The organism is Ensifer sp. ENS11, from assembly GCF_014851895.1.
Lineage (GTDB): Bacteria > Pseudomonadota > Alphaproteobacteria > Rhizobiales > Rhizobiaceae > Ensifer > Ensifer canadensis.
This window is the reverse complement of record NZ_JACVAN010000014.1, coordinates 103770-129273: the sequence shown is the minus strand read 5'-3', so window position 1 is coordinate 129273 and position 25504 is coordinate 103770. Positions and strand designations below refer to the sequence as shown.

At 62.3% G+C, this 25504-nt stretch carries 28 protein-coding genes; 19 read left to right on the top strand and 9 right to left on the bottom strand.

Annotated elements, in window-relative coordinates:
• Positions 1-56 precede the first annotated feature (56 nt).
• The 6 genes from pgeF (at position 57) to IB264_RS23550 (ending at position 5177) form a co-directional block, all read left to right on the top strand.
• Entirely contained in the window at positions 57-851 is a 795-nt protein-coding gene (gene pgeF, locus IB264_RS23575) for a peptidoglycan editing factor PgeF (RefSeq protein WP_025427922.1), read from the top strand.
• Between the two features lies 1 nt (position 852).
• Entirely contained in the window at positions 853-2004 is a 1152-nt protein-coding gene (locus IB264_RS23570) for a Xaa-Pro peptidase family protein (RefSeq protein WP_025427923.1), read from the top strand.
• A gap of 89 nt (positions 2005-2093) precedes the next feature.
• Positions 2094-2909 carry a hypothetical protein gene (locus IB264_RS23565; protein ID WP_025427924.1) on the top strand — a complete coding sequence of 272 codons (816 nt, stop codon included), beginning with the start codon at positions 2094-2096 and terminating at the stop codon, positions 2907-2909.
• 208 nt (positions 2910-3117) lie between these two features.
• Positions 3118-4050, top strand: a complete 933-nt coding sequence (locus IB264_RS23560) for a ribose-phosphate pyrophosphokinase (protein WP_025427925.1) — start codon at positions 3118-3120, stop codon at positions 4048-4050.
• 516 nt (positions 4051-4566) lie between these two features.
• Positions 4567-4806: a membrane protein gene (locus tag IB264_RS23555; protein ID WP_025427926.1), complete on the top strand. Its 240-nt coding sequence runs from the start codon at positions 4567-4569 to the stop codon at positions 4804-4806.
• A gap of 17 nt (positions 4807-4823) precedes the next feature.
• On the top strand, positions 4824-5177 hold the full coding sequence (locus IB264_RS23550; RefSeq protein WP_025427927.1) for an EF-hand domain-containing protein: 354 nt from the start codon (positions 4824-4826) through the stop codon (positions 5175-5177).
• Between the two features lie 85 nt (positions 5178-5262).
• On the opposite strand, the gene IB264_RS23545 is transcribed toward IB264_RS23550, so the two are convergent.
• From IB264_RS23545 to IB264_RS23535, 3 genes are all read right to left on the bottom strand, one after another.
• Positions 5263-5655 carry a DUF779 domain-containing protein gene (locus IB264_RS23545; protein ID WP_025427928.1) on the bottom strand — a complete coding sequence of 131 codons (393 nt, stop codon included), beginning with the start codon at positions 5653-5655 and terminating at the stop codon, positions 5263-5265.
• A gap of 199 nt (positions 5656-5854) precedes the next feature.
• On the bottom strand, positions 5855-7363 hold the full coding sequence (gene adh / locus IB264_RS23540; protein WP_025427929.1) for an aldehyde dehydrogenase: 1509 nt from the start codon (positions 7361-7363) through the stop codon (positions 5855-5857).
• Positions 7364-7630: 267 nt separating this feature from the next.
• Entirely contained in the window at positions 7631-8587 is a 957-nt protein-coding gene (locus IB264_RS23535) for a helix-turn-helix domain-containing protein (protein ID WP_025427930.1), read from the bottom strand.
• Positions 8588-8835: 248 nt separating this feature from the next.
• Here IB264_RS23535 and IB264_RS23530 point away from each other — a divergent pair, with 248 nt between their 5' ends.
• The 6 genes from IB264_RS23530 (at position 8836) to IB264_RS23505 (ending at position 15518) form a co-directional block, all read left to right on the top strand.
• Positions 8836-10017, top strand: a complete 1182-nt coding sequence (locus IB264_RS23530; protein WP_025427931.1) for a benzoate/H(+) symporter BenE family transporter — start codon at positions 8836-8838, stop codon at positions 10015-10017.
• Positions 10018-10250: 233 nt separating this feature from the next.
• A complete protein-coding gene (locus IB264_RS23525) occupies positions 10251-10859 on the top strand; it encodes a 50S ribosomal protein L25/general stress protein Ctc (protein WP_025427932.1) in 609 nt (202 codons plus the stop codon).
• 283 nt (positions 10860-11142) lie between these two features.
• A complete protein-coding gene (locus IB264_RS23520; protein WP_025427933.1) occupies positions 11143-13515 on the top strand; it encodes a bifunctional diguanylate cyclase/phosphodiesterase in 2373 nt (790 codons plus the stop codon).
• A gap of 30 nt (positions 13516-13545) precedes the next feature.
• The gene (locus IB264_RS23515; RefSeq protein ID WP_025427934.1) at positions 13546-14280 is read left to right on the top strand and encodes an ABC transporter substrate-binding protein; all 735 of its coding nucleotides are present in this window, start codon (positions 13546-13548) and stop codon (positions 14278-14280) included.
• 62 nt (positions 14281-14342) lie between these two features.
• A complete protein-coding gene (gene pth / locus IB264_RS23510; protein WP_025427935.1) occupies positions 14343-15062 on the top strand; it encodes an aminoacyl-tRNA hydrolase in 720 nt (239 codons plus the stop codon).
• A 3-nt stretch (positions 15063-15065) separates the two neighbouring features.
• Positions 15066-15518, top strand: a complete 453-nt coding sequence (locus tag IB264_RS23505) for a GNAT family N-acetyltransferase (RefSeq protein WP_025427936.1) — start codon at positions 15066-15068, stop codon at positions 15516-15518.
• 3 nt (positions 15519-15521) lie between these two features.
• On the opposite strand, the gene clpS is transcribed toward IB264_RS23505, so the two are convergent.
• Entirely contained in the window at positions 15522-15833 is a 312-nt protein-coding gene (clpS, locus tag IB264_RS23500; RefSeq protein ID WP_025427937.1) for an ATP-dependent Clp protease adapter ClpS, read from the bottom strand.
• A 204-nt stretch (positions 15834-16037) separates the two neighbouring features.
• Here clpS and ychF point away from each other — a divergent pair, with 204 nt between their 5' ends.
• The gene (ychF, locus tag IB264_RS23495; protein WP_025427938.1) at positions 16038-17141 is read left to right on the top strand and encodes a redox-regulated ATPase YchF; all 1104 of its coding nucleotides are present in this window, start codon (positions 16038-16040) and stop codon (positions 17139-17141) included.
• Positions 17142-17291: 150 nt separating this feature from the next.
• Here ychF and IB264_RS23490 read toward each other — a convergent pair whose 3' ends face one another.
• Positions 17292-18398 (bottom strand): hypothetical protein, encoded by a 1107-nt coding sequence (locus IB264_RS23490; RefSeq protein ID WP_025427939.1) that lies wholly within the window; start codon positions 18396-18398, stop codon positions 17292-17294.
• A 252-nt stretch (positions 18399-18650) separates the two neighbouring features.
• Between IB264_RS23490 and IB264_RS23485 the strand changes: the two genes are divergently transcribed.
• The 3 genes from IB264_RS23485 to IB264_RS23475 all read left to right on the top strand — a co-directional run bounded on the left by IB264_RS23485 (position 18651) and on the right by IB264_RS23475 (position 20051).
• On the top strand, positions 18651-19103 hold the full coding sequence (locus IB264_RS23485) for a MaoC family dehydratase (protein WP_025427940.1): 453 nt from the start codon (positions 18651-18653) through the stop codon (positions 19101-19103).
• A complete protein-coding gene (locus tag IB264_RS23480; protein WP_025427941.1) occupies positions 19103-19573 on the top strand; it encodes a MaoC family dehydratase in 471 nt (156 codons plus the stop codon). The genes IB264_RS23485 and IB264_RS23480 overlap by 1 nt, the downstream gene beginning before the upstream one ends.
• A 265-nt stretch (positions 19574-19838) precedes the next feature.
• Complete coding sequence (locus IB264_RS23475; RefSeq protein WP_025427942.1) at positions 19839-20051, top strand: hypothetical protein; 213 nt, start codon at positions 19839-19841, stop codon at positions 20049-20051.
• 6 nt (positions 20052-20057) lie between these two features.
• On the opposite strand, the gene IB264_RS23470 is transcribed toward IB264_RS23475, so the two are convergent.
• Complete coding sequence (locus IB264_RS23470; RefSeq protein WP_025427943.1) at positions 20058-20603, bottom strand: adenine phosphoribosyltransferase; 546 nt, start codon at positions 20601-20603, stop codon at positions 20058-20060.
• Between the two features lie 202 nt (positions 20604-20805).
• On the opposite strand from IB264_RS23470, the gene IB264_RS23465 reads away from it, so the two are divergent.
• The gene (locus IB264_RS23465) at positions 20806-20991 is read left to right on the top strand and encodes a DUF1059 domain-containing protein (protein WP_025427944.1); all 186 of its coding nucleotides are present in this window, start codon (positions 20806-20808) and stop codon (positions 20989-20991) included.
• Between the two features lie 381 nt (positions 20992-21372).
• On the top strand, positions 21373-21678 hold the full coding sequence (locus IB264_RS23460; protein WP_025427945.1) for a hypothetical protein: 306 nt from the start codon (positions 21373-21375) through the stop codon (positions 21676-21678).
• 108 nt (positions 21679-21786) lie between these two features.
• Here IB264_RS23460 and IB264_RS23455 read toward each other — a convergent pair whose 3' ends face one another.
• From IB264_RS23455 to IB264_RS23445, 3 genes are read right to left on the bottom strand one after another with little or no spacing between them, the layout of a single operon-like run.
• On the bottom strand, positions 21787-23046 hold the full coding sequence (locus IB264_RS23455; protein WP_025427946.1) for a CCA tRNA nucleotidyltransferase: 1260 nt from the start codon (positions 23044-23046) through the stop codon (positions 21787-21789).
• Positions 23043-23675, bottom strand: coding sequence for a CoA pyrophosphatase (locus tag IB264_RS23450; protein WP_025427947.1), 633 nt, complete (start codon positions 23673-23675; stop codon positions 23043-23045). The genes IB264_RS23455 and IB264_RS23450 overlap by 4 nt, the downstream gene beginning before the upstream one ends.
• Complete coding sequence (locus IB264_RS23445) at positions 23672-24295, bottom strand: DUF1285 domain-containing protein (protein WP_025427948.1); 624 nt, start codon at positions 24293-24295, stop codon at positions 23672-23674. The genes IB264_RS23450 and IB264_RS23445 overlap by 4 nt, the downstream gene beginning before the upstream one ends.
• A gap of 195 nt (positions 24296-24490) precedes the next feature.
• Here IB264_RS23445 and IB264_RS23440 point away from each other — a divergent pair, with 195 nt between their 5' ends.
• Positions 24491-25504, top strand: a complete 1014-nt coding sequence (locus tag IB264_RS23440) for a MoxR family ATPase (RefSeq protein ID WP_025427949.1) — start codon at positions 24491-24493, stop codon at positions 25502-25504.

Genomic DNA, 25504 nt, shown 5'->3' with positions numbered 1-25504 from the left:
CACACGTGCCCCCAACCCCATTGAAACTCACGTCAAAGCAAAGGGCGAAAACACCGATGCAGCATGATGCCGCGCTTTCCCCCGTGCAAAGCTCGCTCTTTAGCGACAAGGCCGGTCCGGCGATCGCACATGGTTATTTCACCCGCCAAGGCGGCGTTTCCGAAGGCATCTATCGCGGACTGAATGTTGGTCTCGGCTCGAATGACGACAAGGAGCGGGTCGGTGAGAACCGCGCTCGTGTCAGCCGCTGGTTCGGCGCCGCTCCGGAACAGCTTGCCACCGTCCATCAGGTCCATTCCCCCGACGCCATCGTCGTGGACGCAAGCTACGACGGCAGCCGACCTACGGCCGACGCCCTGGTGACGGCGACGCCCGGCATCGTGCTTGGCGTTCTGTCGGCCGATTGCGGACCTATTCTGTTTGCCGATGCCGACGCCGGTGTTATCGGCGCGACCCATGCCGGTTGGAAGGGCGCGCTCGGCGGCGTGCTCGAAAGCACGATCGAGGCGATGCTGACGCTCGGCGCCAGCCGCGAACGCATCGTCGCCTGTCTCGGACCTTCGATCAGCCGGCGCAACTACGAAGTCGGCGCCGAGTTCGTCGATCGGTTCCTGGCGACCGATGGCAGCTATGCGCAATTCTTCAACCCATCCGAACGCGACGGCCACGCCATGTTCGATCTGCCGGGCCTGACCATCGCACGCCTTACCGCAGCCGGCGTTACCGCCGAAAACCTCGACATCTGCACCTATGCAGACGAGGATCGCTTCTTCTCCTACCGCCGCACCACGCATCGGCAGGAGCCGGACTACGGCCGGCAGATATCCGCAATTTGCATACGGGAGACCTGACATGGCGCTTCAATTTGCCCAGGAGGAATATGCCGCCCGCCTTGAGCGGCTGACCGCGAAGATGCGCGAAGACAAGCTCGACGCGGTTCTGCTCTTTGCCCAGGAAAGCATGTACTGGCTGACCGGCTACGACACCTTCGGCTACTGCTTCTTCCAGACGCTGGTGGTCAAGAAGGACGGTTCAATGGTGCTTTTGACGCGCTCGGCCGACCTGCGCCAGGCCCGTCACACCTCCAATATCGAGCGCATCGAGATCTGGGTCGACCGTGTCAACGCCGACCCGACGATGGACCTGAAGAACCTCTTGAGCGAAATGGACCTGCTCGGCAGCCGCATCGGCGTCGAATACGACACCCATGGCATGACCGGCCGCACCGCACGCCTTGTCGACAACCAGCTTTCGACCTTCGGCGAGCTCGTCGATGCCTCGCTGCTCGTCAGCCGGCTGCGCCTGATCAAGAGCCCGGCCGAAATCGCCCATGTGGAAAAGGCCGCAAGCCTTGCCGATGACGCGCTCGACGCCGCGCTGCCGCTGATCGGCCCCGGCGGCAACGAAGCTGACATCCTTGCCGCGATGCAGGGAGCGATCCTTGCCGGCGGCGGCGACTACCCCGCCAACGAGTTCATCATCGGGTCGGGCGCCGACGCGCTGCTCTGCCGCTACAAGGCCGGCCGCCGGTTGCTCGACAGCCAGGATCAGCTGACGCTGGAATGGGCGGGCGTCAGCGCCCATTATCACGCCGCCATGATGCGCACCGTCGTGATCGGCGAACCGACCAACCGCCACCGCGAGCTTTACAGCGCCTGCCGTGAGACCATCCAGGCGATCGAGATGGTGCTGCGCCCCGGCAACACCTTCGGCACGGTCTTCGACGTGCACGCCAAGATCATGGACGAGCGCGGCCTGGCCCGGCACCGCTTGAACACCTGCGGTTATTCGCTGGGCGCGCGCTTCTCGCCGTCCTGGATGGAGCACCAGATGTTCCATGTCGGCAACCCGCAGGAGATCGAGCCTGACATGTCGCTGTTCGTGCACATGATCATCATGGATTCCGACAGCGGCACGGCCATGACGCTCGGCCAGACCTACATCACAACCACCGATACGCCGCGTGCTCTTTCCCGTTATGGGCTGGACTTCATTTCTGCTTAGGGAAATCCGCCTACACTCGCGCTGAAATGGCAGACAACAGGAGATGACTTCACAGAACTGCCGCGAAGGAAAGACGGACGGTTTGAACGATGCGAAAGCTTATCACGCCCATCGCAAGCCTTGGCCTTGTAGCGGCCCTGGCAAGTTGTAACAGCACGGACGCGCTGATACCGCAGGTCGATGTCGGCGGCGGAACGTTCCGCTCGCCGCCGGTGACGCAGTCCGACCTCGAATCGATGTCGACGCAGACCGCCGTCGTTCCGGTGCAAAGCTCGCCGGTGCAGCGGACCCGGGCCTTCGCCTCCCAGCCGGCACCTGCCAGCATGCCGACGGAATATGCGACCGGCGACAGCACCTACACCGATCCCGCCGGCTCGCTTGAGGCGCAGGCAAGTCGCCTGGCTTCCGGTGTGGAACCGGTGCAGAACACGACGATGCTCGCCGAGCCGGCGCCTGTGGAAACATCCGAACCTGTTGCCGAAGAGGTTCAGCAGCAGCAGCCGGCCGTTGCCTCCGTGCCTTCCGCAAGCACGGCGACGAGCGGGACGATCCGCTTCCTGCCGATCATCGGCGCGCCTGTCGCCGCCGTCACGCCGCTGTCGAAACAGCTCGGCGCCGAGGCGCGCAGCCATGGCCTGACGATCAAGGGTTCGGCCGATGCCAGCAGCGAACATATCCTCAAGGGCTACTTCTCGGCCCTGAAGGACAATGGCAAGACCACGATCGTCTACGTCTGGGATGTGCTCGACGGCAGCGGCAATCGGCTGCACCGCATTCAGGGGCAGGACTCAGTTGCCACTGTCGGTGCCGATCTCTGGGAGGGCATTCCGGCCGAAACCATGCAGGCAATCGCCACCAAAACCATCAGCGCCTACCTCGAATGGCGGCAATCCAGACCCGGTTGATACAAAGTTTTTAGGATAATGCGCTTCGCGGCGCAGCATTCCCCTTGCATTCAAGTTCAGTGTCGCTAAAAAGCGGCCGATCAGCTCTGAACGGCGGCCATCCGCAATGAATGTCCGCGATTGGAATGGCTCTCGGAATCTGCGCGGAAAATGCCGCTCCCGGAAATGAACCCGGACGGTAGCCGCGCCAGCTCAAGGCGGTCCGTCAATGAAGGTTTTCGCAGGCAATTCGAACCGGCTGCTGGCCGAAGCGATCTGCAACTATCTCAACCTGCCTCTTGGAAAAGCGACCGTAAGGCGGTTTGCCGATCAGGAGATTTTCGTCGAGATCGGCGAAAACGTGCGCGGCGAGGATGTCTTCATCATCCAGTCGACCTCGTTCCCCACCAACGATCACCTGATGGAACTGCTCATCATGATCGACGCGGTGCGCCGCTCCTCGGCCCGCCGCATCACCGCGGTGCTGCCCTATTTCGGCTACGCCCGCCAGGACCGTAAGCCCGGTCCGCGCACGCCGATCTCGGCCAAGCTGGTTTCCAACCTGATCACCGAGGCCGGCGCCGATCGCGTGCTGACCCTCGATCTTCACGCCGGCCAGATCCAGGGCTTCTTCGACATTCCGACCGACAACCTCTATGCGATCCCGATCCTCGCCCGCGACGTCAAGGAAAACTACGACCTGAAGAACGTCATGGTCGTTTCGCCCGACGTCGGCGGCGTGGTACGCGCCCGTGCGCTCGCCAAGCGTCTCGACTGTCTGCTTGCCATCGTCGACAAGCGCCGCGACCGCCCGGGTGAATCCGAAGTGATGAACGTCATCGGTGACGTGAAGGGCAAGGACTGCCTGCTGATCGACGACATCGTCGATTCCGGCGGCACGCTCTGCAACGCGGCCGAAGCGCTGTTGAAGAACGGCGCAACGAGCGTTACCGCCTATATCACCCACGGCGTGCTTTCCGGCGGCGCGGTTGCCCGCGTCACCTCGTCGATGCTTAAGGAACTTGTCATCACCGACTCGATCCAGCCGACGACGGCGGTTCAGTCGGCGCACAACATCCGCGTCATCACCACGGCAACTCTGCTCGGCGAGGCGATCAACCGCACCAGCCAGGAAGAATCGGTTTCGAGCCTCTTCGACTGAGAGAGGCTCGGCCGCCCGCAAAAGCATCCGTCTTCGTCAAGCGGGATTTGGCGCCCATTTTCTGTCGTTCCTGAAAAGCGCGTTGCGTTTAGGCAGCCCTATGCAACGCGCTTCCAAGGCTCGATTTCACGCATGTCGTTGTCGCAAGACGGCTGTGCACTCTTGTGCGACATGCCTTAGCGCATAATTCTTTCGTTAAATCGAAAACGGTCTAGCGAAAGAATTATGCAGTAAATCAAAGCGCTACAGCAATCTTTGCGCGTCTAGTTGGAGGCGCGGCGCTGTAGCAACGGCCCCCGAGAGTTGTCATCTTCCATCCCAAGGGGTAACATCTGCCCGCTGTTGCTGACACCTTTCTCTGCAGACAGCATTGTTCATCAATGACGTGCTTCTGATCGAACAGAAGCCTTTTTGATTCTTAGAAGAACATAATCGGAACGTTACTTCCATGCAGCGCCACGCAAATGGCGGCTCCCCGATCTATCCCGATCACCCCGGATAATTTTGGAGGAAAAGATGAGTAACTGTACGCTAACCCTCATTCTTGCAGGCGGCCTCGCCTTGTCTGGTTGCCAATCTGCTACGTACTCTCGGACGAGCACCGGCGATTTCGGCTGCCTTGCCGGGACCGTCAGCGGCGCAATCCTTGGCGGGTTCGCCGGCTCGGCCATCGGCGCAGGCACCGGTCAGCTCTGGGCTGTCGGCGGCGGCGCCACCCTTGGCGGTGCGGTTGGTAATGCCTTGACTTGCCGCTGATTGCGAAAGGCTACGAGATGCGAAAAGTGACTCTCCTTATGGCATCCGTGCTTTGCCAGTTCGCTCCGGTCGCCGCACAGGATAAGCCTGCGGCGATGTATCAGGGGCAAATGGATCGGCTCGACCGCGACGGCGACGGCGTGATCAGCCGGTCCGAATATCAGGCCTTCATGACAACGGCTTTCGCAAATCTGGACAAGAACAAGGACGGCACTCTAAGCGCCGACGAGGTAGCGCCTGTCCTTAACGCCCAACAGTTTGCCGCCATCAACGTGAACCGCGACGGCAAGATCACCCAAAGCGAGTTCCTGAACAGCGTGATGGCCGATTTCAAGGCGGCCGACCGCGGCGGCGACGGCAGTCTGCAGTAGAACGCGCGCGGATCGGACGAAAAACGGTCGCGAAGGCAGCGCAACAGAGGACACGGCTGTCAGCTCACGCTGGCGGAAGTAGCGGTCATGCGCCGGCGCTTGTCGCCGTGGCTGTGGCCGCCAGCGGGCAGGCCTCGCCACCACCGAAGAGGCGCGAACGCGTCAGGAAGCGTCGCTCGCGACCATTGTCGAGCGAGAACATCCCGCCCCTGCCCGGCACCACGTCGATGATCAACTGCGTATGCTTCCAGACTTCGAACTGGCTGGCGCTGATATAGACGGGAACGCCGCCAATCTCGCCGAGCTTCACGTCATTGTCGCCGACGATGTAGTCGTCGGCGGGATAACACATCGGCGACGAGCCGTCGCAGCAGCCACCCGATTGATGGAACAGGATGTCGGGATGATCGCGCCTGATCTCGGCGATGAACTCGAGCGCCGCGTCGGTCGCCAGCACGCGCGGTTCGGTGGTGGTCATGTTGAGCCTCCTTGCGCATGTCGCGCAAAAGTGTGCAGCGGTTTTGCGATGACGATATGCGCGAATCAAGCGCCTTGAAACAAGCGCCGCGCCTTGCGTTTTCAAAGTCGGGGTGGACCGAGGGCGAGAGCTGGAGAAGAGCCCTCGGCCACACCTGGGAGGCCCTCTCCCATAGGGGAGAGGGAACGATGGCGAAGCCTCAGAAGAAGCCGAGCGCCTTCGGGCTGTAGCTCACCAGCATGTTCTTGGTCTGCTGGTAATGGTCGAGCATCATCTTGTGGGTCTCGCGACCGATGCCCGATTGCTTGTAGCCGCCGAAGGCCGCATGGGCCGGATAGGCATGGTAGCAATTGGTCCACACCCGGCCCGCCTGGATCTCGCGGCCGAAGCGGTAGCAACGGTTGGCGTCACGGCTCCAGACCCCGGCGCCAAGGCCGTAGAGCGTATCGTTGGCGATCTCCAGCGCTTCGGCTTCGGTCTTGAAGGTGGTGACGGACACCACCGGCCCGAAGATCTCTTCCTGGAACACCCGCATCTTGTTGTGCCCGCGGAAGACGGTCGGCTTGACGTAGAAGCCTTCCGCCAGCTCGCCTTCGAGCACGTTGCGGCCGCCGCCGGTCAACACCTCAGCGCCCTCCTGCCTGCCGATGTCGATATAGGAGAGGATCTTTTCGAGCTGCTCGCTCGACGCCTGCGCGCCGATCATCGTGGCGCTGTCGAGCGGGTTGCCCTGTCGGATCGCCTCGACACGCTTCAACGCCCGCTCCATGAAGCGATCATAGATGCTTTCCTGGACCAGGGCGCGGCTCGGGCAGGTGCAGACTTCGCCCTGGTTGAGCGCGAACATCGCGAAACCTTCGAGCGCCTTGTCGAAATAGTCGTCGTCCTCGGCCAGCACGTCGGCGAAGAAGATGTTCGGCGACTTGCCGCCAAGCTCGAGCGTGACCGGAATGAGGTTCTGGCTGGCATATTGCATGATCAGCCGCCCGGTTGTCGTCTCGCCGGTAAAGGCGATCTTGGCGATGCGCGGGCTGGTGGCCAGCGGCTTGCCGGCTTCAAGACCGAAACCGTTGACGATGTTGAGCACGCCGGCCGGCAACAGGTCGCCGACGAGGTCTGCCCAGACCAGGATCGAGGCCGGCGTCTGCTCGGCCGGCTTCAGCACCACGCAATTGCCAGCGGCCAGCGCCGGCGCGAGTTTCCATGCGGCCATCAGGATCGGGAAGTTCCAGGGGATGATCTGGCCGACGACGCCGAGCGGCTCGTGAAAATGATAGGCAACCGTGTCGTGGTCGATCTCGCCGATAGAACCTTCCTGGGCGCGGATGCAGGCGGCGAAATAGCGGAAATGATCGATCGCCAGCGGAATGTCGGCGGCCATGGTTTCGCGGATCGGCTTGCCGTTGTCGAAGGTCTCGGCGCGCGCCAGAAGCTCCAGATTGTCTTCCATGCGGCTGGCGATCTTCATCAGGATGTTCGACCGCTCCGCAGCCGACGTGCGCGCCCACTTCTCGCGGACGGCATGGGCAGCGTCGAGCGCAAGCTCGATGTCGGCCGCATCCGAGCGCGCGACCTGGCACAGCACGCCGCCGGTCACCGGCGTCGTATTGTCGAAATAGCGCCCGGCCACCGGCTCGCGCCATTCACCGCCGATGAAGTTGCCGTATTTCTGCTTGAACGGGCTCTCGACGATCTTCTGATGCAACATGTTCATTCCTCCCTGTGAACAGCAACCAAAGCTGTGAGAGGAAGGTGAAGCCGAACGTGCGTGTTCGATAGTGAGGCACGATCGCCAGCGACGCGATCTGTTTCAGATGTGAGACACCTGGGCCGAGGTCAGCGTGCTGCAGCGCAATAAGCGGCGCGTTGATGAGTGATTCGAGCCGCTTCCGCCCCTCATCCCCCTGCCGGGACCTTCTCCCCGCCAGCGGGGAGAGGGTTAGGATGAGGGGGCAGCCTCAGATGAGGTAAAAGTTCAGTTAACCGAAAGCCGTTTCATCTTGCGATAAAGCGTGGCGCGGCTGATGCCGAGCAGTTCGGCTGCCATCGACACATTGCCATTGGCGCGCGACAGCACGCGCCGAAGCGCGGCCCGCTCGGCATCGGGAAGCTCGCTCCCGTCGCCGGACGGATCCTCCTTGAGAAGATCGGATGCCGGAATGCCCGAGGCGATGCGTTTGTCGTCGAGTCCGAGCCATTGCCGCGCCGCGCGTGTCGCGCCCTTGACGAGGTCGTCGCGATCGACAGCCAGAAGTGCCGGCCCTGCCCGGTCGATCGGCACGAGCACGATCCGCGATCCGGCAAAGGCTCGACGGAAGAGCCCCGCCTCGATACGCGCGGCCGCATCGCGCACGGCCTGTGACAAAAGCGAGACGGTGATCTCCGACGCATCATCGCGGCAGGTGGAGATGTCGATCGCCGCCGCCAGCCGGCCGAGGTGATCGCGGATCGGCGCGGTCGTGCAGCTAAGCCCGATATTGCTGCTGAGGAAATGCTGATCACGCTGGATAATGACGGCGCGCTCGTCGGCGATCGCCGTGCCGATGCCGTTGGTGCCGACGCTGGCCTCGCTCCAGATAGTTCCTGACCACAGTCCGACATCGCGGAAATCCGCATCGTCACCGACCGCACCACGCCGCTCCAGCGCCACGCCCTTGTCGTCGGTCAGAAGCAGGCAGCAGCCGGCCTTGCCGACCGTCGCAAACAGCCGGTCGAGTTCGCCGCCCGCCTCGGCGATCAGTTCGGCCGATCGCTGCCGCGCCAATCGGAACTCGCTATCGGAAAGTCGAACCGGTGTGCGCCGATCCTCAGGTGCCAGGCCATGGAGCGTCATGCAGCGGCGCCAGGATGCGGCCACCGGCGAGCTTGCAGCCGCCGAGGACCGGTGCGCAACCTGATAGACGTATTCCGTATGATCCCTGACGGCAGGCATCGGTTTCCTCCCTGCAAGCCACGTCCGGCAACGCAAGTCCCACCCGATCTCCCAAACGGCTGAGCCTGCTTTGGCCATACTATAGGCATCGATTGGATGAGAGGTCCAGCAAGACGAAGGTCCACCTTCATGCCCGCATCAGCGCGTTTGATGCGTTCATCACGCCGGCGGTATCGACACGCCGGCGGAATATGATACGCGAGTTCGAGCATCATCCGACACTCATTCACAACAACCGGTTGCCAGCCATGCTTCGTGACTTCTCGCTCCAGAGCCTCTTCATGGGTCTCTTGATCGCCTTTGTCGGCTTCGCCAGCTCCTTCGCCGTCGTCCTTCACGGCCTTGGCGGCGTCGGTGCGACAGAAGCACAGGCCGCATCCGGGCTGATGGCGCTGTCGATCTCGATGGGCGTATGCGCCGTCATCCTCAGTGCCGTGACCCGGCTGCCGGTCAGCGTCGCCTGGTCGACGCCTGGTGCCGCGCTGCTCGCCAGTTCCGGCATGGTCGAGGGCGGCTTCAACGCCGCGGTCGGTGCCTTCCTCGTCTGCGGCCTGCTCATCGTTATTGCCGGCCTCTGGAAGCCGCTCGGCCGCATGGTCTCGTCCATTCCGGCGACACTGGCAAATGCCATGCTGGCCGGCGTCCTGCTCAGCCTTTGCTTTGCCCCGGTCAAGGCGATCGGCTTCAATCCGCTGTTCGGCCTGCCGATCCTCTTGGCCTGGGCGATCGTCGGCAGCGTCAACAAGCTCTATGCGGTGCCGGCCGCCCTGCTCGCCTTCGTGCTGGTGATCGCCTTTGGCGTCGAAATGCCTGCTGATGCCCTGGCCGAGCTGTCTTCGGCTCTGGTGCCGCGGCCGGAATTCGTGATGCCCGCCTTCACGACGCCTGCGATGATCAGCATCGCGCTGCCGCTGTTCATCGTTACAATGGCGTCGCAGAACATTCCCGGCATCGCCGTCATGAAGGTCAATGACTATAACCCCACCCCCGGCCCGCTGTTCGCGACGACCGGCCTGTTTTCGATGCTGAGCGCGCCCTTCGGCGGCCATGCGGTCAACCTTGCGGCGATCACGGCGGCCATGGGTGCCGGCGCCGACAGCCATCCGGATCCGGCGCGACGCTACTGGTCGACGATCAATGCCGGCATCTTCTATGTCATCTTCGGCCTGCTCGCCGGCGCGGTCACCACCTTCGTCAGCCTCGCACCATCGGTGCTGATCGAGGCAGTCGCCGGTCTTGCGCTTGTCGGCGCCTTTGCCGGCTCCGCCATGGCGGCCTTCACCGACGCCAGGACACGCGAGGCGGCCGCAATCACCTTCCTGGTCACCGCCTCCGGCGTCAGCTTCGGCGGCGTTTCGGGCGCCTTCTGGGGGCTGATCGCCGGTGGCCTGATGCTGGCGCTGGCGCGCTTCACGCGCAAAAAGGCCTGAGCGCGACGCGCCTTCGCACTTTGATTTCACGCAAGTCGTTATCGCAAAACCGCTGTGCACTCTGCGCCACATGCTTTAAAACCGCGGCAAAGCTTGCATTTGCGGGTGATCTCGTCTATGCACCGCCCGTCCGCGTAGACACCCTTGGAGGCAACGCGGATGAAGCCCATGCGGCTTCGGTTTTTCCGCATTGCGGATGAACTCTCCAGAATTAGACATAGAAAGGTCTACCTATGAGCCACGCAACTTATGAGCTCAAGGCCGAGACGCGCGAACGGGTTGGTAAGGGGTCCTCCCGTGAACTCCGTCGCAACGGTCTTATCCCAGCTGTCATCTACGGTGACAAGCAGGCCCCCATTTCGATCGCGCTGTCCACCAAGGACGTGACGATGAAGATCCACGCCGGCGGTTTCATGACCACCGTTGCGGTCATCGACGTCAACGGCGAAAAGATCCGCGTCCTGCCGAAGGACTACCAGCTGGATCCGGTCCGCGACTTCACCATGCACGTTGACTTCCTGCGCGTCTCCAAGGACAGCAAGGTCACCGTTCAGGTTCCGGTTCACTTCGTCAACGAAGAGAAGTCCCCGGGCCTCAAGGCCGGCGGCGTTCTCAACATCGTTCGCCACGAAGTCGAACTGGCCGTTGCTGCCGACGACATTCCGGAATTCCTGACCGTTGACCTGTCGGGTCACAAGGTCGGCGACGCGATCCACATCTCCAACATCAAGCTGCCGAAGGGCGCGACCCCGGTTATCACCGACCGCGACTTCACGGTTGCCACGATCGCTGCTCCGGCTGGCGGTCTGAAGGAAGAAGAAGAAGGCGAAGCAGAAGCCTGATTCACCTTGAGGTGAAGCGGCGATCCGGCATCGGCCGGATACCCTGCGGTACCCATTGAAAGGCCCGCCCCGTCAAACGAGGCGGGCCTTTTGCGTTGAACGCACCGGTTGCCGCCGTGCTGTCCCTGTCCTGCAATCGAGCAGGCTTCCTCACGAATTGTCACGTAGCAATTTCAGCAACATTTAAGGTTTTGATGATGTTCTTGCGCCGGGGAAATTTGTAAGCAAGCGTCTAAAGAGAATCCGAAATGACACGAGTGGCAACGCCTGGGGGATGCGTCCAGTGATGCATTCCGTCGAGAACCGATTTATTGCGATTGTCTGCGGTGCAATGCTGGTTTTCGTTGCCCCACTCTTCGTGCTCTTCCTCAGCATCTCCAGCGAACGCGCCGCCCGTGAGCGCCTGCACAACATCGAGCTTCTGATGGGCGCAAGCGCCGAAGCGTTGGGCAAGCCGATCTGGGATTTCGACAGCGACGGCATCAAGCGCATCGCCCGCTCGCTGATGAACGACACCGATATCGTCGCTGTCACCATCCGCGACACCTCCGGCTCGATCCTCGCGCAGATGCCCTCCGGCGGCCTCGGCATCGACAGCGACAGCCGCAGCCTGAAAACACCCATTTCCTACGACTCGATCGACGGCATCAAGGAAATCGGCAGCATCGAAGTGCGCGCGCCGACACCCGGCCTGCTATCGCAGTTCAGCAAGGACGAGCTGGCTATCCTCGCCATCCTGCTGATTGCCGTAGCCACCGTCTTTGCCGCCGCGCTCATCGGCAACCGCTTCACCGTCATTCGCCCACTGATGCGCTTGACGTCCGCCATAGAGGCGACCCGGCGCCTGGGCTCGCGCCACCGGGTCGATTGGACCTCGGACGACGAAATGGGCGCGCTGGCTGCCAATTTCAACGAGATGCAGGACCGGCTCGAGCGTGAGTCGATGGAGTTGAAGAGCGCGCATGAGCGCGCCACCGACATCTACAACCTGACCCCGGCGATGCTGTTCTCGCTCGACACCGACAACCGCCTCTGCGCCGTCAGCGATTACTGGCTGCTGGCAACCGGCTATCACCGCGAACAGGTGATCGGCGAGGATTTCACCGATTTCATCGACCCGCACTGGCACGAGACCTACCGCAGCCACGCCAAGGCGATTGCCGTCGGCGACCACGACATCTGCGAGGTCACAGTCCCCTTCCGCAAAGCAGACGGCGCGTTCATGACCGTGCTGATCCTGGAGACGGAAACGGCCGGCGATGGCGACCTGTCGCTATCCGTCATGACCGACGTCACCGCGTTGAAGCAGGCCGAAAGCCGCAACCATGCCCAGGCGATCACCGATCACCTCACCGGCCTTCTCAACCGCCAGGGCTTCGAGGCGGCACTCGACGAGGCGATCGTCACCGCCGATGCCTGCGGCATCCAGGTCGGCTGCCTGTTCATCGACCTCGACCGCTTCAAGTGGATCAACGACAATTTCGGCCATGCCGCCGGCGACGAGGTTCTGCGCCACACGGTCGAGCTGATCCGCGCAACCCTGCGCCCTGACGATGTCATGTCACGCCTCGGCGGTGACGAGTTCGCGATCCTGGTATCGGATAAGGACGTCGCCACTCTTGCGTCTGAAATCGGCGAGCGCATCGTCAGTGCCCTGCGCGAGCCGATGCCGATTGCCGGCAACGAACTTTTCGTCAGCGCCAGCGTCGGCATCTCCGTTTATCCCGAGCACGCCGAGAATGCTTCGGACCTGCTGCTCAACGCCGACATGGCGATGTATGCGCGCAAACGCGACGGCAAGAACGGTCTGCAGGTCTTCGACGCCAGCATGCTCGATGCCGCGCGCGAGCGCCACGAGATCGAACAGTGCATCGAAGCGGCCCTCAAGGACGATCACTTCGAGGCGTGGCTGCAGCCGATCGTCAGCCTCAGCGACGGCCAGATCGCCGGCTTCGAGGCCTTGATGCGCCTCAACCACCCGGAAAAGGGCGTGATGCCGCCGGGCAAGATCATCGGCATTGCCGAGGAAACGGGAACGATCGCCCGCATCGGCGATTGCATTCTCGAAAAGGCTATCCGGCATCTGGCTGATATCTCCGCCCTCGACGGCACGCAGAACACCTATCTCGCGGTAAACTTCTCGCCGCTGCAGTTCGAGCTTACGCTGCCGCACAAGCTCGCGGCCCTGCTCCTCAAGCACCATATTTCGCCGAACCGGATCGTCATCGAAATCACCGAGGCGGTGCTGATGCTCGACAATCCGGAAGTGCACGCGGTGCTGAAGCAGCTCAACGAGTTCGGCTGCCGGATCGCGCTCGACGATTTCGGAACGGGCTACTCGTCGCTGAGCTACCTCAACCGCTTCCCGGTCGACATCGTCAAGGTCGACCAGTCCTTCACCCGTTCGCTCAGCTCCGGCACCGCCGATATCCGCCGCAAGAGCCGGATGCTGATCAAGGGCATCCGCACGATCTCGCACCAGATGGGCTGCACCGTGGTCGCGGAAGGCATCGAGACCAAGGAGCAGTGGCAACTCCTGCGCAAGCTTGGTGTGGATTGTGGGCAGGGTTATCTTTTCAGCCGCCCCATGCCGATCGGCAAGATGCTGGCCATGCTGGAGAGCGATTCCGAAGTCAAGGCCAACATCCAGGCATAACGGCCAGACACTGGCGCGAAGGAGCAAGGCGTGAAAGAGCTGATCCTGGCATTGTTCCTCGGCCTTTCCACCGCCGCCGAAGCACAGACGATCAAATTCGTCACCGAGGACTACCCGCCCTACAACTTCTCGACTTCGAGCGGCGCAAGCGGCGCCTCGGTCGAGCAGGTAACCGCGATCATGGAGGGGCTGAAGCTTCCCTATACGATCGAAGTCCTGCCCTGGGCGCGGGCCTACATGCTGGCAGAAACCGATGCGTCCTATTGCGTCTTCACCACCGGCCGCAACACCGAGCGCGAAAAGCTGTTCCAGTGGGTGCAGCCGCTGCTCGTCGACCACATGATCATGGTCCGGCGCAAGGGATCTGACACCGCCCCCGGTTCGATCGATGCGGCAAAGCGGTTCACCATCGGCACCCAGCGGGAAGATTTTTCCGCCACCTACCTCACGGAACACGGCTTCGAGAAGATCGACTATGCGACCAATCTCGATTCGACGCTGAAGAAACTGATCGGCGGCCGCATCGACCTGATGATGACATCGGAGAAGACCTTCGAAAGCATGCGTGCCGAGGGCAAGCCCGTCGAGGCGGCATTGATGCTGGAAGGAGAATATTACGGCATCGCCTGCCATCGCGACATGGACAAGGAAACGGTCGAGAAGATGCAGCGCGAACTCGACCGCCTGATCGGCAACGGCACCCAGGATGCGATCTTCGATCGTTACGGCGTTCGGCCGAGCGGAAGCGAACAGGCAACGAAATAAGGATTGACTCTGATGGCGTTTCGCGCTCGTGAAGCGGGGAAAGCCCGACGGAGCGTAACGACATGCTGATCATTGCAGGACTTGGCAATCCAGGTTCGAAATATGCCTCAAACCGCCACAATATCGGTTTCATGGCTGTCGACGTCATCCATCGCCGCCATAACTTTTCCTCCTGGTCGAAGAAATTCAAGTCCGAGATCGCCGAGGGTGAAATCGGCGGCGAACGGGTTCTGCTGATGAAGCCGCAGACCTTCATGAACCTCTCCGGCGAGGCGGTCGGCGAAGCCATGCGCTTCCACAAGCTGCATCCGAAGGATATCACCGTCATCTATGACGAGCTGGATCTGCCGGCGGCAAAAGCCCGCATCAAGGTCGGCGGCGGCCACGGCGGCCACAACGGCATCAAATCGATCGACGCCCATTGCGGCAAGGAGTATCGCCGTCTGCGGCTCGGCATCGGCCATCCTGGCGTCAAGGACCTCGTCCACGCCCATGTGCTCGGCGATTTCGCCAAGGTCGACCAGACCTGGCTGGTGCCGCTGCTCGACGCCATCGCCGACAATGCCGACATGCTGGTGCGCGGTGAGGACTCGCAGCTTCTGAACAAGATCGCGCTTGCGACCGGCGGCAAGCCGGACGAGGACAAGCCGCAGGCGCAAAAGAAGCAGGGCGCGCAATCCCATATCCATCAGGCGCGCAATTCGGCTCAGCCGAAGAAGCTGCCTACGAGCGGTCCGATGGCCGACATGCTGAAGAAGCTGTTCGGCCCCAAGGGCGACTGACAGGTGTCGCCCCTGCCCTTCGCGATCCGTGCGGCATCGGCAGACGATCTGCCGGGACTTCTTGCGCTTTATGGCGAACTGAACCCGGACGACCCTTCGCTCGACACAACCCTCGCCACCGATCGCTTTCAGGCAATCTTTGCACAACCCGGCATGACGGTCTTCATCGGGTTTGCCGGCGATGTCGCCGCCGCATCGGTCACGTCGGTCGTCGTGCCGAACCTGACGCGGGGCGGCGCACCCTACGCTCTCATCGAAAACGTCGTCACTTCGGCCGCCTTTCGCAAGCGCGGCTTTGCCCGCGCTTTGATCCTGCATGCCATCGGCGATGCGTGGGCCGCCGGCTGCTACAAAGTCATGCTGCTGACGGGGTCGAAGGATCCCGCGACGCTGCGTTTCTACGAAAATTGTGGCTTCCGGCAGGACAAGACCGGCTATCAGATCCGCCGCCCCTGACCGTCACTCCTCCGGCTCGGTCATGAACATCAGCGGGAAGCCGGCATCCTTGGCGAGGTCGGTCGCCTCCTTTGCCTTGGTCTCGGCGATATCGCGCACGCAGACGACAACGACGGAAACCCCCATTTTGTGCGCCGTCATCATCACCCGGTAGCCCGCCTCCTCGCTCATATGGAACACGGCCTTCAGTACCATGACGACGAAGTCGCGCGGCGTGTAGTCGTCATTGACGAGAATGACCTTGTAGAGCTTCGGCCGCTCCAGCTTCGGTTTCGGCTTCAGCTTCGGTTTTGCGGCAAGATCGTCGTCACTCATCGGAAATCCACCCGTTGATGACAGGAAGGCGGTCGCGGTTGGCCATCCGGCCCCAGGACGCTGCCACTCAATATCGTACGCCAGACACCGCCAATCAAGCAAAAGCCCGCTCCTTCACCGCGCCGAAACGCGCGAAGGCTTGACCGTTCGGCTCCTTTATCCCATAGCCACGCCCAACGAATTCGAGAACGACAGGTTTTAGCCATGGGCTTTAAATGCGGTATTGTCGGGCTGCCGAACGTCGGCAAGTCCACCCTCTTCAACGCACTCACCAAGACGGCGGCGGCTCAGGCTGCCAACTATCCGTTCTGCACGATCGAGCCGAACACCGGCGAAGTCGCGGTTCCCGATCCGCGCATGCGCAAGCTGGCCGACATTGCCAAGTCGAAGGAAATCATCCCGACGCGCATCTCCTTCGTCGACATCGCCGGCCTGGTGCGCGGCGCGTCGAAGGGTGAAGGCCTCGGCAACCAGTTCCTCGCCAACATCCGCGAAGTGGATGCGGTGGTGCACGTGCTGCGCTGCTTCGAAGATGACGACATCACCCACGTCGAAGGCCGCATCAACCCGGTCGCCGATGCCGAGACGATCGAGACCGAGCTGATGCTCGCCGACCTCGACAGCCTGGAGCGCCGCACCGAGCAGACCCGCAAGCGCGCCGGCGGCAAGGACAAGGATTCGGTGGCACAGCTGCCGATCATGGACGCGTCGCTGAAGCTGCTGCAGGACGGCAGGCCGGTGCGCACGCTGCTTGCCAAGCTTGATGCCGAAGAACTGCGCATTCTGCAGGGCCTCAATCTCCTGACCGCCCATCCCGTGCTTTACGTCTGCAACGTCGCGGAAAGCGATGCCGTCGACGGCAACGAGCACACCCGCGCGGTTGCCGAAATGGCAAAGACCCAAGGCGCTGAAAGCGTCGTGATTTCGGCGGCGATCGAATCCGAAGTGGCGCAGCTGCCGGAAGAGGAAGCCAAGGAGTTCCTGAGCGCGCTCGGTCTCGAGGAGGCTGGTCTCGACCGCCTGATCCGCGCCGGCTACAAGCTGCTCGATCTCATCACCTATTTCACGGTCGGTCCGAAGGAAACGCGCGCCTGGACGATCCCGCGCGGCACCAAGGCACCGCAGGCCGCCGGCGTCATCCACACCGACTTCGAGCGCGGCTTCATCCGTGCCAACACCATCGCCTTCGACGATTACATTGCGCTCGGCGGCGAAGTCGGCGCCAAGGAAGCCGGCAAGGCCCGCGACGAAGGCAAGGAATATGTCGTCCAGGACGGCGACGTCATCCACTTCCGCTTCAACACGTAAGACAATGAGATGAGGCGCGCTTCACGCGCGCAGCCATTGAAGCATGTCGCGCAAAAGTGTGCTGCGGTTTTGCGATAACGACATGCGCAAAGAACAAGAGCTTAAAGCGCAGAAAGCGATCTGAAAGATCGCAACGCGCGTTACCCGATATTACGGCGCGGCATGCAACCGCGCCGTAATCATTTCCGGCAACAGGTTCATGACAATGCGCCGCAGCTTCTGCCAGAAAATGCCGATGAAAAGCACGGTGACGCCGACCGCCGCGAAGGCAACGAAGACGTAGTTGTCAAGCGACGCGCCGGTCTGGTTGAGCATCGTCCAGATCGCGCCTCCGAGCGACAACAGCCCTGAAGTGACGAAGGCGCGGCGGTCGATGACCAATCCGACCAGCATGAACAGGGCAACGATCAGAATGGCGGCAATCGCCTGGCCAAGCCCGGCCTGCCCGTCCCACCACGTGCCGCGGCCGTTCGACACGAAGACCAGACCGATCAGCGAGTAGAGCAATGCGGGCGCGGCGGCCAGATGCAGCCAGAACGCCGTATCGGAGCGCGCCGTCACACGCTGTGGATCGGAAACGTCGTAGCGCATGGCGGTCGCAAAGAGACCCAGGGCTCCGACAAGAACGGTGAGCGCGAGAAGCATGAAATGGTCGTCGTTGGCGAGGTCGATCCCCAAGCTCCTCTCGAAGGCAAGAAGGATCGCGACCACGCAGATGAGTGCGACCGACACCATCAGACCGGCCAGCGCCAGCGGAACGCGATAGCGCCAGTAGAACAGACCAAGCGGGATCGGGAACGCTGATAGATAGGCGAGTGCAAAGACCATCGGCTTCCAGGCATCATCATGCTCGCTCACGAACAACAGTGACGTCGTCCCGACCCAATGCACGAGAGCAACCGTCAGCGCCACCGACGGCAGCGCCAGCCGCTGGCGCCGCACCAGGATTTCCGCGAGCCCAAGAATGACCGGCAGCGTTACGAATGGGCCGCCCAAGCCCCAGAGGCCGATCAGCACGACAACGACGCCGATCGTGATCAGGATATCGTGAAATCCCCTGACGAACCGCGGCTGTTCGCTGTCTTCGGCGGCGCGGGCATCGAACGCCGCATCGTCCCGGTCGGCGGCAGCATCCGGTGCCACCGGCCCGAAGCTGATGCCACGGTCAGCGAGATAGGCTTCGAGATCGCTCACCTGACGGGCAGAGATGATCCCTTTTTCGGCAGCGCCTGCGAGCGCCCTGTTCAGTTCGGTCACGAGCATTCCTCAATCAAAAGCCGGTCGATACACCCATAAATCAGGTGGTTGCATGAACAATCGGCATGCGCAACCTGGAAATTCCACGATACGGTGGCATCAACCGACACGAGAGCGCCACAGGTCAGAGATGACGAATGAGGCACGCTCTAACGTTTGAAAGCCACTGCTTAATTTCCCGCTTAAATCGATTCCGGTTTGAGAAATTATGCAGTACGTAAAGCGTCAGCAAATCAGACGGGACAACTCAGCATGCTGTATTTCGAGGATTTTTCCGAAGGGCGACGCTTCGACTACAAGCCGGTCGAAATGAAGCCTGCGGACATGATCGCCTTTGCCCGTGAATTCGACCCGCAGCCGATGCATCTCGACGAGGAAGCTGGCAAACTCAGCATCCTTGGCGGCCTCTCTGCCTCCGGCTGGCACACCAGCGCCGTCGGCATGCGCATGATGCTCGACGCCTTCATGGGCCATTCTTCGTCTCAAGGCTCTCCCGGCATCGATTTCATGGACTGGAAGAAGCCGGTGATAGCAGGCGACGTGCTCACCGGTTTCAGCCAGGTGCTCGAAGCGCGCCGGTCGAAGTCCAAGCCGAGCCTCGGCATCGTCAAGTTCCGCAACGAAATCGTCAACCAGACCGGCGAACCGGTGGCGGTTTCGGAATGTACCGTGCTCTTCCGCTGCCGCGACAAAGGTCAGAATTAATGATGACGATGGAGGAGTTTTACGCCACCGGTCGCAGGACCGTCATCGGCACCCTGGCCTTTACCGCCGAGGATATCGTCCGCTTCGCCCGTGACTTCGATCCGCAGCCGTTCCACCTCGACGCGGAAGAGGCTCGGCATTCGCTGTTTGGCGGTCTATGCGCCTCCGGCTGGCACACCGCGGCCGGATGGATGCAGTGTTTCGTCCGGTTCTGGAAGGACGAACAGCGGCGGCTTGCGGCCGAAGGCCTGCACGCGCCACGGCTCGGCCCCTCGCCCGGCTTCCGGGATCTGAAATGGCTGAAGCCGGTCTATGCCGGCGATACCGTGACCTATGCCGTCACGTTCCTCGAAAGCCGCACGCTCGCTTCGCGGCCGGGCTGGCGGATCAACACGATCCTCTGCGAAGGCGAAAACCAGCACGGCGAGGCGGTCATCCGTTTCGAAAGCAAGGTCATCGAGTTCGTTTAGCCAGGGCATCTCCAGGAAAAACGCCAAGAGGCTTTCAGTCAAGAAATGCTTGGAAATAAAGAGATAGAGCGTTTCCGTAACTCCGGTTAACCCGGAAACGCTCTGTTGAGCGACCGTCGCCCGTCCAAACGACGCGCGTCCCCGTTATTCCTTAAATCAGGAACGATTTGGGCGTAAAATCCGTTCGGACCTTCAGAGTTCCGCGCCAGTGGCCGAAAGGCCAGCACGCGTGGGAACTTCGACAGAAAGGAACGGAGGGCTATCGATGGAAAAGACCCATGTTCGCGAACTGGCGGAGGAATATCTTCGCCTCGGCGGCCACCGGCGCGTGGCCATCGACGATAACGAAACCTCGATCAGAAGCTGGGAAGACGAACCGCCGGAAGCCGACGCCTTCTGGCGGAAAGAGGTGGAAACACTGACGCCGGCAACGCAGCGCGAGGTGCAACTGATGCTGCCGACGATCAACCGCGCCTGAGCGGTGTCAGTGACCTTCGAATTCGATCAGCGTGCGGACATTGACGCCGAGCGCCTCGAGTCTCTTGCGGCCACCGAGTTCCGGCAGGTCGATGACGAAACAGGCCGCGACGATATCGGCGCCCATCTGCTTCAACAGCTTGACGGCCGCTTCCGCTGTGCCGCCGGTCGCGATCAGGTCGTCGACCAGAATGACCTTCTCCCCCGGGCTGATCGCGTCCTTGTGCATCTCCATCTCGTCGACGCCGTATTCGAGGCTATAGGCGATGCGCACCGTGTCGTGCGGCAGCTTGCCCTTCTTGCGGATCGGCACGAAGCCGGAGGAAAGCTGGTGGGCGATCGCGCCGCCAAGAATGAAGCCGCGCGCCTCGATGCCGGCGATCTTGTCGATCTTGGTACCGGCATAGGGGTGCACCAGTTCGTCGATCGCACGGCGGAACGCCCTGGGATTGCCGAGCAGGGTGGTGATATCGCGGAACATGACGCCCGGCTTCGGATAGTCCGGAATGTTGCGGATGGCGGCGATCAGTTCCGATTGAACGGTAGTGGTCATGGGCAAAGAAGGCCTTTGTGTCTCTTGTTACCGCAAACCCATAACACCATCGACCCGCATGTCTATAACGGTTTCTGCCGCACGGATGGCTGGAACAATTTGGTCGTGCCGGGGGTTGATGCTACGCTGAGGCCCATGGCACGCGGAGGAGATGCGCGCGCCGCATGCCTCACGTTGAGCCCACATCGGAAGGAGGAACATCATGCGCCTGTTTGAATGCGGTTCTCTTGTCCCGGGGTGCGAATGGCACACCCGCGCCGATAACGACGCCGAAATCGTCCGCCGCGTGGTGGAACACATGCGCCAGGCCCACGGTGAAACGATGATCCGCGAAAACATGATCGATAACATCAAGGCCCGCATCGTCGAAGAAACCAAGGCCGCCTGACGAAACTACATCTACTCCGAACGCGCGCGGGTCTTGCAATGACAACGCCCGCGACGCGTGCCGTTTGCCCTGACACCGAATGATGGTGCGTCGCATCGAACCGGTGCGAGGGACCAAGTCTGTCCCGGCGAGCCGCCCGATCTGGATTTTCAGGCCGAGTTGACCGTGACCGTCATCCAGGTCTGGATCTGAGGCACACGGCACCGCATTCGCCGATCCCTATGCTATGGCAATGACGCGAAGGAAGATTTGACCCGCGCGGTGCTCACGCTCTATAGCACGTGGCCTGTTGTCCTTACCTGTATGGCGATCTCTTGCGTTTACCGGTGGGCTGCGCCAACGTCTCATGCCCTCATTCTTTTTAACTGGCATTCGGAACCTATGAACGACAAAGTTTTTGACACTTTGACCGGCATGTACTTCACGGTCGACGATCCCGATGGAAGTTACGGCACGGGTCAAGTTATTCGCCTCGCTGCCGAAGGGATTTACTTCATTCGCTTCGACGGCAACGAGGTAATGCTGCCTCTGGAGCTCGTATCCATCGGCGAGATGCTGCAGACCACCGACGAAGAGTACAAGCTCTGGCGGTTCTTCGACACGCTCGAGGAAAGGGACAAATGGATCGAATGGCTGGACGCCCCATCGAAGCCACGGGTCGTCTCGCTGGTGAGGCCGACCAAGTAACAGCCTCTCGGCTCCCTCGCTCTACGAGCCCACAGCTTGCTCAATACCGGCAGTTGGTGCCAGGAAAGATCGGTCATCTACATCTAACATGGTCGCGCGCCACGCGCTTTACGCGCGCGGCACCATCGTCTCGAGGCGGGCGACAAGGTTTGCCCGGTCGACACTGAAATTGCGGTCTACCCACAGGGCCTCCAGCTCACCGAGGATCTGGCCGACGCGAGGCCCGGCGGGGATGCCGGCCTTCAGCACATCGGCGCCCGTCAGCGGGAAGCTCGGGCGCTTCCATGCCTCGGTGCGCGTCAAGAGGCGCTGGAACGCCGCCGTCTCGGCAAGCAAGGCCGGATCGTTTTCGGACTTGCGTCTGGCCGAGGCGAGCGCGAGGCGAAGCCGGACGGAAATACCCTCAGCGCCGTGGCGGTAGAGCAAGCGATCGAGCGCCGCATCCACAGTCTTTGCCGGTAGCGCTGGCGCATTCGCAAAGCGCGAAAAATACGCTGCCTCGGCCTTCGACAGGCGCAGCCGCGCGGCCATGGCTTCGAGCCGATCTTCATCCGGCGGCACGATTGCCGCAAGGCGCAGCAGTGGATCCGGTGCCCAAGAAAAGGCCTTCTCGGCAGCAACCAGTTCCGGAATGGCGTCGATGCCCCATTTCTCGGTCTCGGGCAGGATTTCGGTCAACACGCCCGCCTGGCGCATCCAGAGCAGCGCCCGGCCCGGGTCCTCGGCTGAAAGCAGCTTCTTCGTCTCGGCCCAAACCCGCTCTGCCGAAAGTGTCGACAGCTTGGAACGCGCCTGGGCGCAGGCCCTCAGGCCATCGGCATCGGGGCGACCGTTGCCGTAATGGGCGAAGAAGCGGAAGAAGCGCAGGATGCGAAGATAATCCTCGGCCACCCGCTCGGCAGCATTGCCGATGAAGCGCAAAGTGCGGGTCTTAATATCGGCAAGGCCGCCGACGTCGTCCACGACCTCGCCCTCATGGTCCGCGTAGAGCGCGTTGATGGTGAAGTCGCGCCGCTCGGCATCCACCTTCCAGTCGGTTCCGAACGCAACTTCAGCGCGGCGCCCGTCGGTCGCGACATCGCGGCGCAGCGTCGTCACCTCATAGGGCGTACCGTCGATGACGAGCGTCACCGTGCCGTGGTCGATGCCTGTCGGTACCACCTTGATGTCGGCTGCCTTGGCGCGGGCAACGACCTCGTCTGGATGCCAGGTGGTGGCCATGTCGACATCGCCGGCCGGCACCCCCATCAGGCTGTTGCGCACGGCGCCGCCGACGACGCGCACCTCCCCGCCCTCGACATTCAGGAGATCGAAGACGCGACGAAGGGATGGAGCCGAAAACCAGCTCTCACCGGCAACCGAGGTCATGCATAAAGCCTTTCATAAAGCATTCGGACGATGCCGGCGGTGATACCCCAGATATTCCTGTCGCCATAGGGCATGCGATAGAAATGCCGGTCTTCACCCTGCCAGTGGCCGCTTCCACGCCCATGGTTTCCGGGGTTCATGAGGAAGGACAGCGGCACTTCGAAGACGCTTTCGACCTCGTCGGGGTTGGGCACCAGCTCGAAGCCGGGCTGCACCACCGCCAGAACCGGCGTGATTTTGAAACCGGACAACGCCATATAGTGCGGCAGTCGTCCGATCGTCTCGACGAACCGCGGGTCAAGACCGATCTCCTCCTGCGCCTCGCGAAGGGCGGCGGACTCGATCGAGCGGTCCTCCGGGTCGACCGCGCCGCCGGGAAACGCCACCTGGCCGGAATGCTTGCGCAGGCTTGCGGTCCGCTGGGTGAAGATGACATGCGCATCCTCGCCGTCGTCGACCACCGGCACCAGCACGGCCGCATCCTTCAGATGCAGGGTTTCAAGATGCGGCACGATACTGGGATTGAGCAGGAAATCTCCGTGTTCCCGCCACGCGCTTTCCACTGGCCCGCCCATCTGGGTCAGGGCCCGGCGGCGAAATTCGTCGGCAGAATAGGGATGCCGGTTCATCGCGACAGCGCTTCCAGTTCGGCAGCCTTCATGATCGGGAAGATGGACCCACCCGAGCGCACGCAGAACATCTCGACGCCGTCGACCACCACGGTCTCGCCGAGTTCGACGAGATCGTACATGACGGGCCGGGAAACCAGCGCCTCGAGCCGGCCGCGCACGTGCAGGTACGGCTTCAGTTCGCGGTTCTCGCCATGAATGACAAAACGCAGGGCATGCTCCGGCCCGGCCTCGACAACGTCACCGACATTGGTGCGAAAGGTCAGCACCTGCACGCCGTCCGCCTGCGTCACGCTCATTTCGACGGCAACGAAGGGCGCGTCGACGATGCGGATCGCCACCTTTTCCACAGGCGTCACCAGATAGGTGACGCCATCCTCGTCCTTGCGCAAAACTGTGGAGAACAGCCGCACCAGTGGCTGCCGGCCGATCGGCGTGCCCAGATAGAACCAGGTGCCGTCGGCGCGGATTTCCATGTCGATATCGCCGCAGAACGGCGGATTCCAGCGCTCCACCGGCGGCAGGCCACGCTTGCGGTCGCCTGTCTGGCCGGCCGCACGCGCGATCAGGGCCGCCAGTCCGGCCGCGTCCCCGGTTCGCTGAATTTCGGCTTCTGCCATCGTTCCGTCCCGATTGGCCCCGATTTTGCACCGGAGGCGTGTATGTCGTCGCGAGATGCGGCGTGTATGCTGTCACGAGATAGTGCGTCTGCGGCGACTTGTCAGCCGTCAGCCAGGGTCTAAATTGGAATAAGGCAACTGAAAATCCCCCGCGGGGCGATTCGGTTCAACAACGGGCGACCGGGGAGTACGACCATGAGTGTGATGAAGGGCGCCACGGAAGCGACCGACGAAAGGGCGATCGTTGCCGCGGCGGAAAACGCGCTCGCGGAGATCGCGCTCGTGCGGGCCGAAGTCGGCAAGGTCATCTTCGGTCAGGAGAACGTGGTCGAGCAGACGCTGCTTGCCGTTTTGTCCGGCGGCCACGCCCTTCTCGTCGGCGTTCCCGGCCTTGCGAAAACCAAGCTGGTCGCGACGCTCGGCACCGTTCTCGGCCTTGATTCCAGCCGCGTGCAGTTCACGCCCGACCTGATGCCATCGGACATTCTCGGCTCGGAAGTGATGGACCAGGATGCCGCCGGCCACCGCTCCTTCCGCTTCATCCCCGGTCCGATCTTCACGCAGCTGCTGATGGCCGACGAAATCAACCGTGCCTCGCCGCGCACGCAGTCGGCGCTGCTGCAGGCGATGCAGGAGTATCACATCACCGTTGCCGGAGCCCGCAAGGACCTGCCGCAGCCGTTCCACGTGCTGGCCACCCAGAACCCGCTGGAGCAGGAAGGCACCTACCCCCTGCCGGAAGCCCAGCTCGACCGCTTCCTGATGCAGGTTGACGTCGGTTATCCCGAGCTTGCCGCCGAACGACAGATCCTGCTTGAGACCACCGGCGTCACGGAGGCCTCGGCCCGGCCGGTGATCGACGCCGCCCGCCTGCAGCAGATCCAGAGCCTGATCCGGCAGATGCCGGTCGGCGAGAAGGTGGTCGATGCCATCCTTGATCTCGTGCGCTCCGCCCGCCCCGGCAACGGCAATGCCGCCACCGACAAGAACGTCGCCTGGGGCCCGGGTCCGCGCGCCGGACAGGCGCTGATGCTCTGCGCCCGCGCCCGTGCGCTCTACGACGGTCGCCTGGCGCCGTCGATCGACGATATTCTGGCGCTCGCCGAGCCCGTTCTCCAGCACCGCATGGCGCTGACCTTCGCTGCCCGTGCCGAAGGCATGACCGTGCGCGATGTCGTCGCCGAGCTGGTGAAGCAAGCCAAGGGATAA

Coding starts and splice junctions, on each gene's coding strand:
- pgeF (WP_025427922.1), top strand. CDS start 57: ATGCAGCATGATGCCGCGCTTTCCCCCGTGCAAAGCTCGCTCTTTAGC.
- IB264_RS23570 (WP_025427923.1), top strand. CDS start 853: ATGGCGCTTCAATTTGCCCAGGAGGAATATGCCGCCCGCCTTGAGCGG.
- IB264_RS23565 (WP_025427924.1), top strand. CDS start 2,094: ATGCGAAAGCTTATCACGCCCATCGCAAGCCTTGGCCTTGTAGCGGCC.
- IB264_RS23560 (WP_025427925.1), top strand. CDS start 3,118: ATGAAGGTTTTCGCAGGCAATTCGAACCGGCTGCTGGCCGAAGCGATC.
- IB264_RS23555 (WP_025427926.1), top strand. CDS start 4,567: ATGAGTAACTGTACGCTAACCCTCATTCTTGCAGGCGGCCTCGCCTTG.
- IB264_RS23550 (WP_025427927.1), top strand. CDS start 4,824: ATGCGAAAAGTGACTCTCCTTATGGCATCCGTGCTTTGCCAGTTCGCT.
- IB264_RS23545 (WP_025427928.1), bottom strand. CDS start 5,655: ATGACCACCACCGAACCGCGCGTGCTGGCGACCGACGCGGCGCTCGAG.
- adh (WP_025427929.1), bottom strand. CDS start 7,363: ATGTTGCATCAGAAGATCGTCGAGAGCCCGTTCAAGCAGAAATACGGC.
- IB264_RS23535 (WP_025427930.1), bottom strand. CDS start 8,587: ATGCCTGCCGTCAGGGATCATACGGAATACGTCTATCAGGTTGCGCAC.
- IB264_RS23530 (WP_025427931.1), top strand. CDS start 8,836: ATGCTTCGTGACTTCTCGCTCCAGAGCCTCTTCATGGGTCTCTTGATC.
- IB264_RS23525 (WP_025427932.1), top strand. CDS start 10,251: ATGAGCCACGCAACTTATGAGCTCAAGGCCGAGACGCGCGAACGGGTT.
- pth (WP_025427935.1), top strand. CDS start 14,343: ATGCTGATCATTGCAGGACTTGGCAATCCAGGTTCGAAATATGCCTCA.
- clpS (WP_025427937.1), bottom strand. CDS start 15,833: ATGAGTGACGACGATCTTGCCGCAAAACCGAAGCTGAAGCCGAAACCG.
- ychF (WP_025427938.1), top strand. CDS start 16,038: ATGGGCTTTAAATGCGGTATTGTCGGGCTGCCGAACGTCGGCAAGTCC.
- IB264_RS23485 (WP_025427940.1), top strand. CDS start 18,651: ATGCTGTATTTCGAGGATTTTTCCGAAGGGCGACGCTTCGACTACAAG.
- IB264_RS23480 (WP_025427941.1), top strand. CDS start 19,103: ATGATGACGATGGAGGAGTTTTACGCCACCGGTCGCAGGACCGTCATC.
- IB264_RS23475 (WP_025427942.1), top strand. CDS start 19,839: ATGGAAAAGACCCATGTTCGCGAACTGGCGGAGGAATATCTTCGCCTC.
- IB264_RS23470 (WP_025427943.1), bottom strand. CDS start 20,603: ATGACCACTACCGTTCAATCGGAACTGATCGCCGCCATCCGCAACATT.
- IB264_RS23465 (WP_025427944.1), top strand. CDS start 20,806: ATGCGCCTGTTTGAATGCGGTTCTCTTGTCCCGGGGTGCGAATGGCAC.
- IB264_RS23460 (WP_025427945.1), top strand. CDS start 21,373: ATGAACGACAAAGTTTTTGACACTTTGACCGGCATGTACTTCACGGTC.
- IB264_RS23455 (WP_025427946.1), bottom strand. CDS start 23,046: ATGACCTCGGTTGCCGGTGAGAGCTGGTTTTCGGCTCCATCCCTTCGT.
- IB264_RS23450 (WP_025427947.1), bottom strand. CDS start 23,675: ATGAACCGGCATCCCTATTCTGCCGACGAATTTCGCCGCCGGGCCCTG.
- IB264_RS23445 (WP_025427948.1), bottom strand. CDS start 24,295: ATGGCAGAAGCCGAAATTCAGCGAACCGGGGACGCGGCCGGACTGGCG.
- IB264_RS23440 (WP_025427949.1), top strand. CDS start 24,491: ATGAGTGTGATGAAGGGCGCCACGGAAGCGACCGACGAAAGGGCGATC.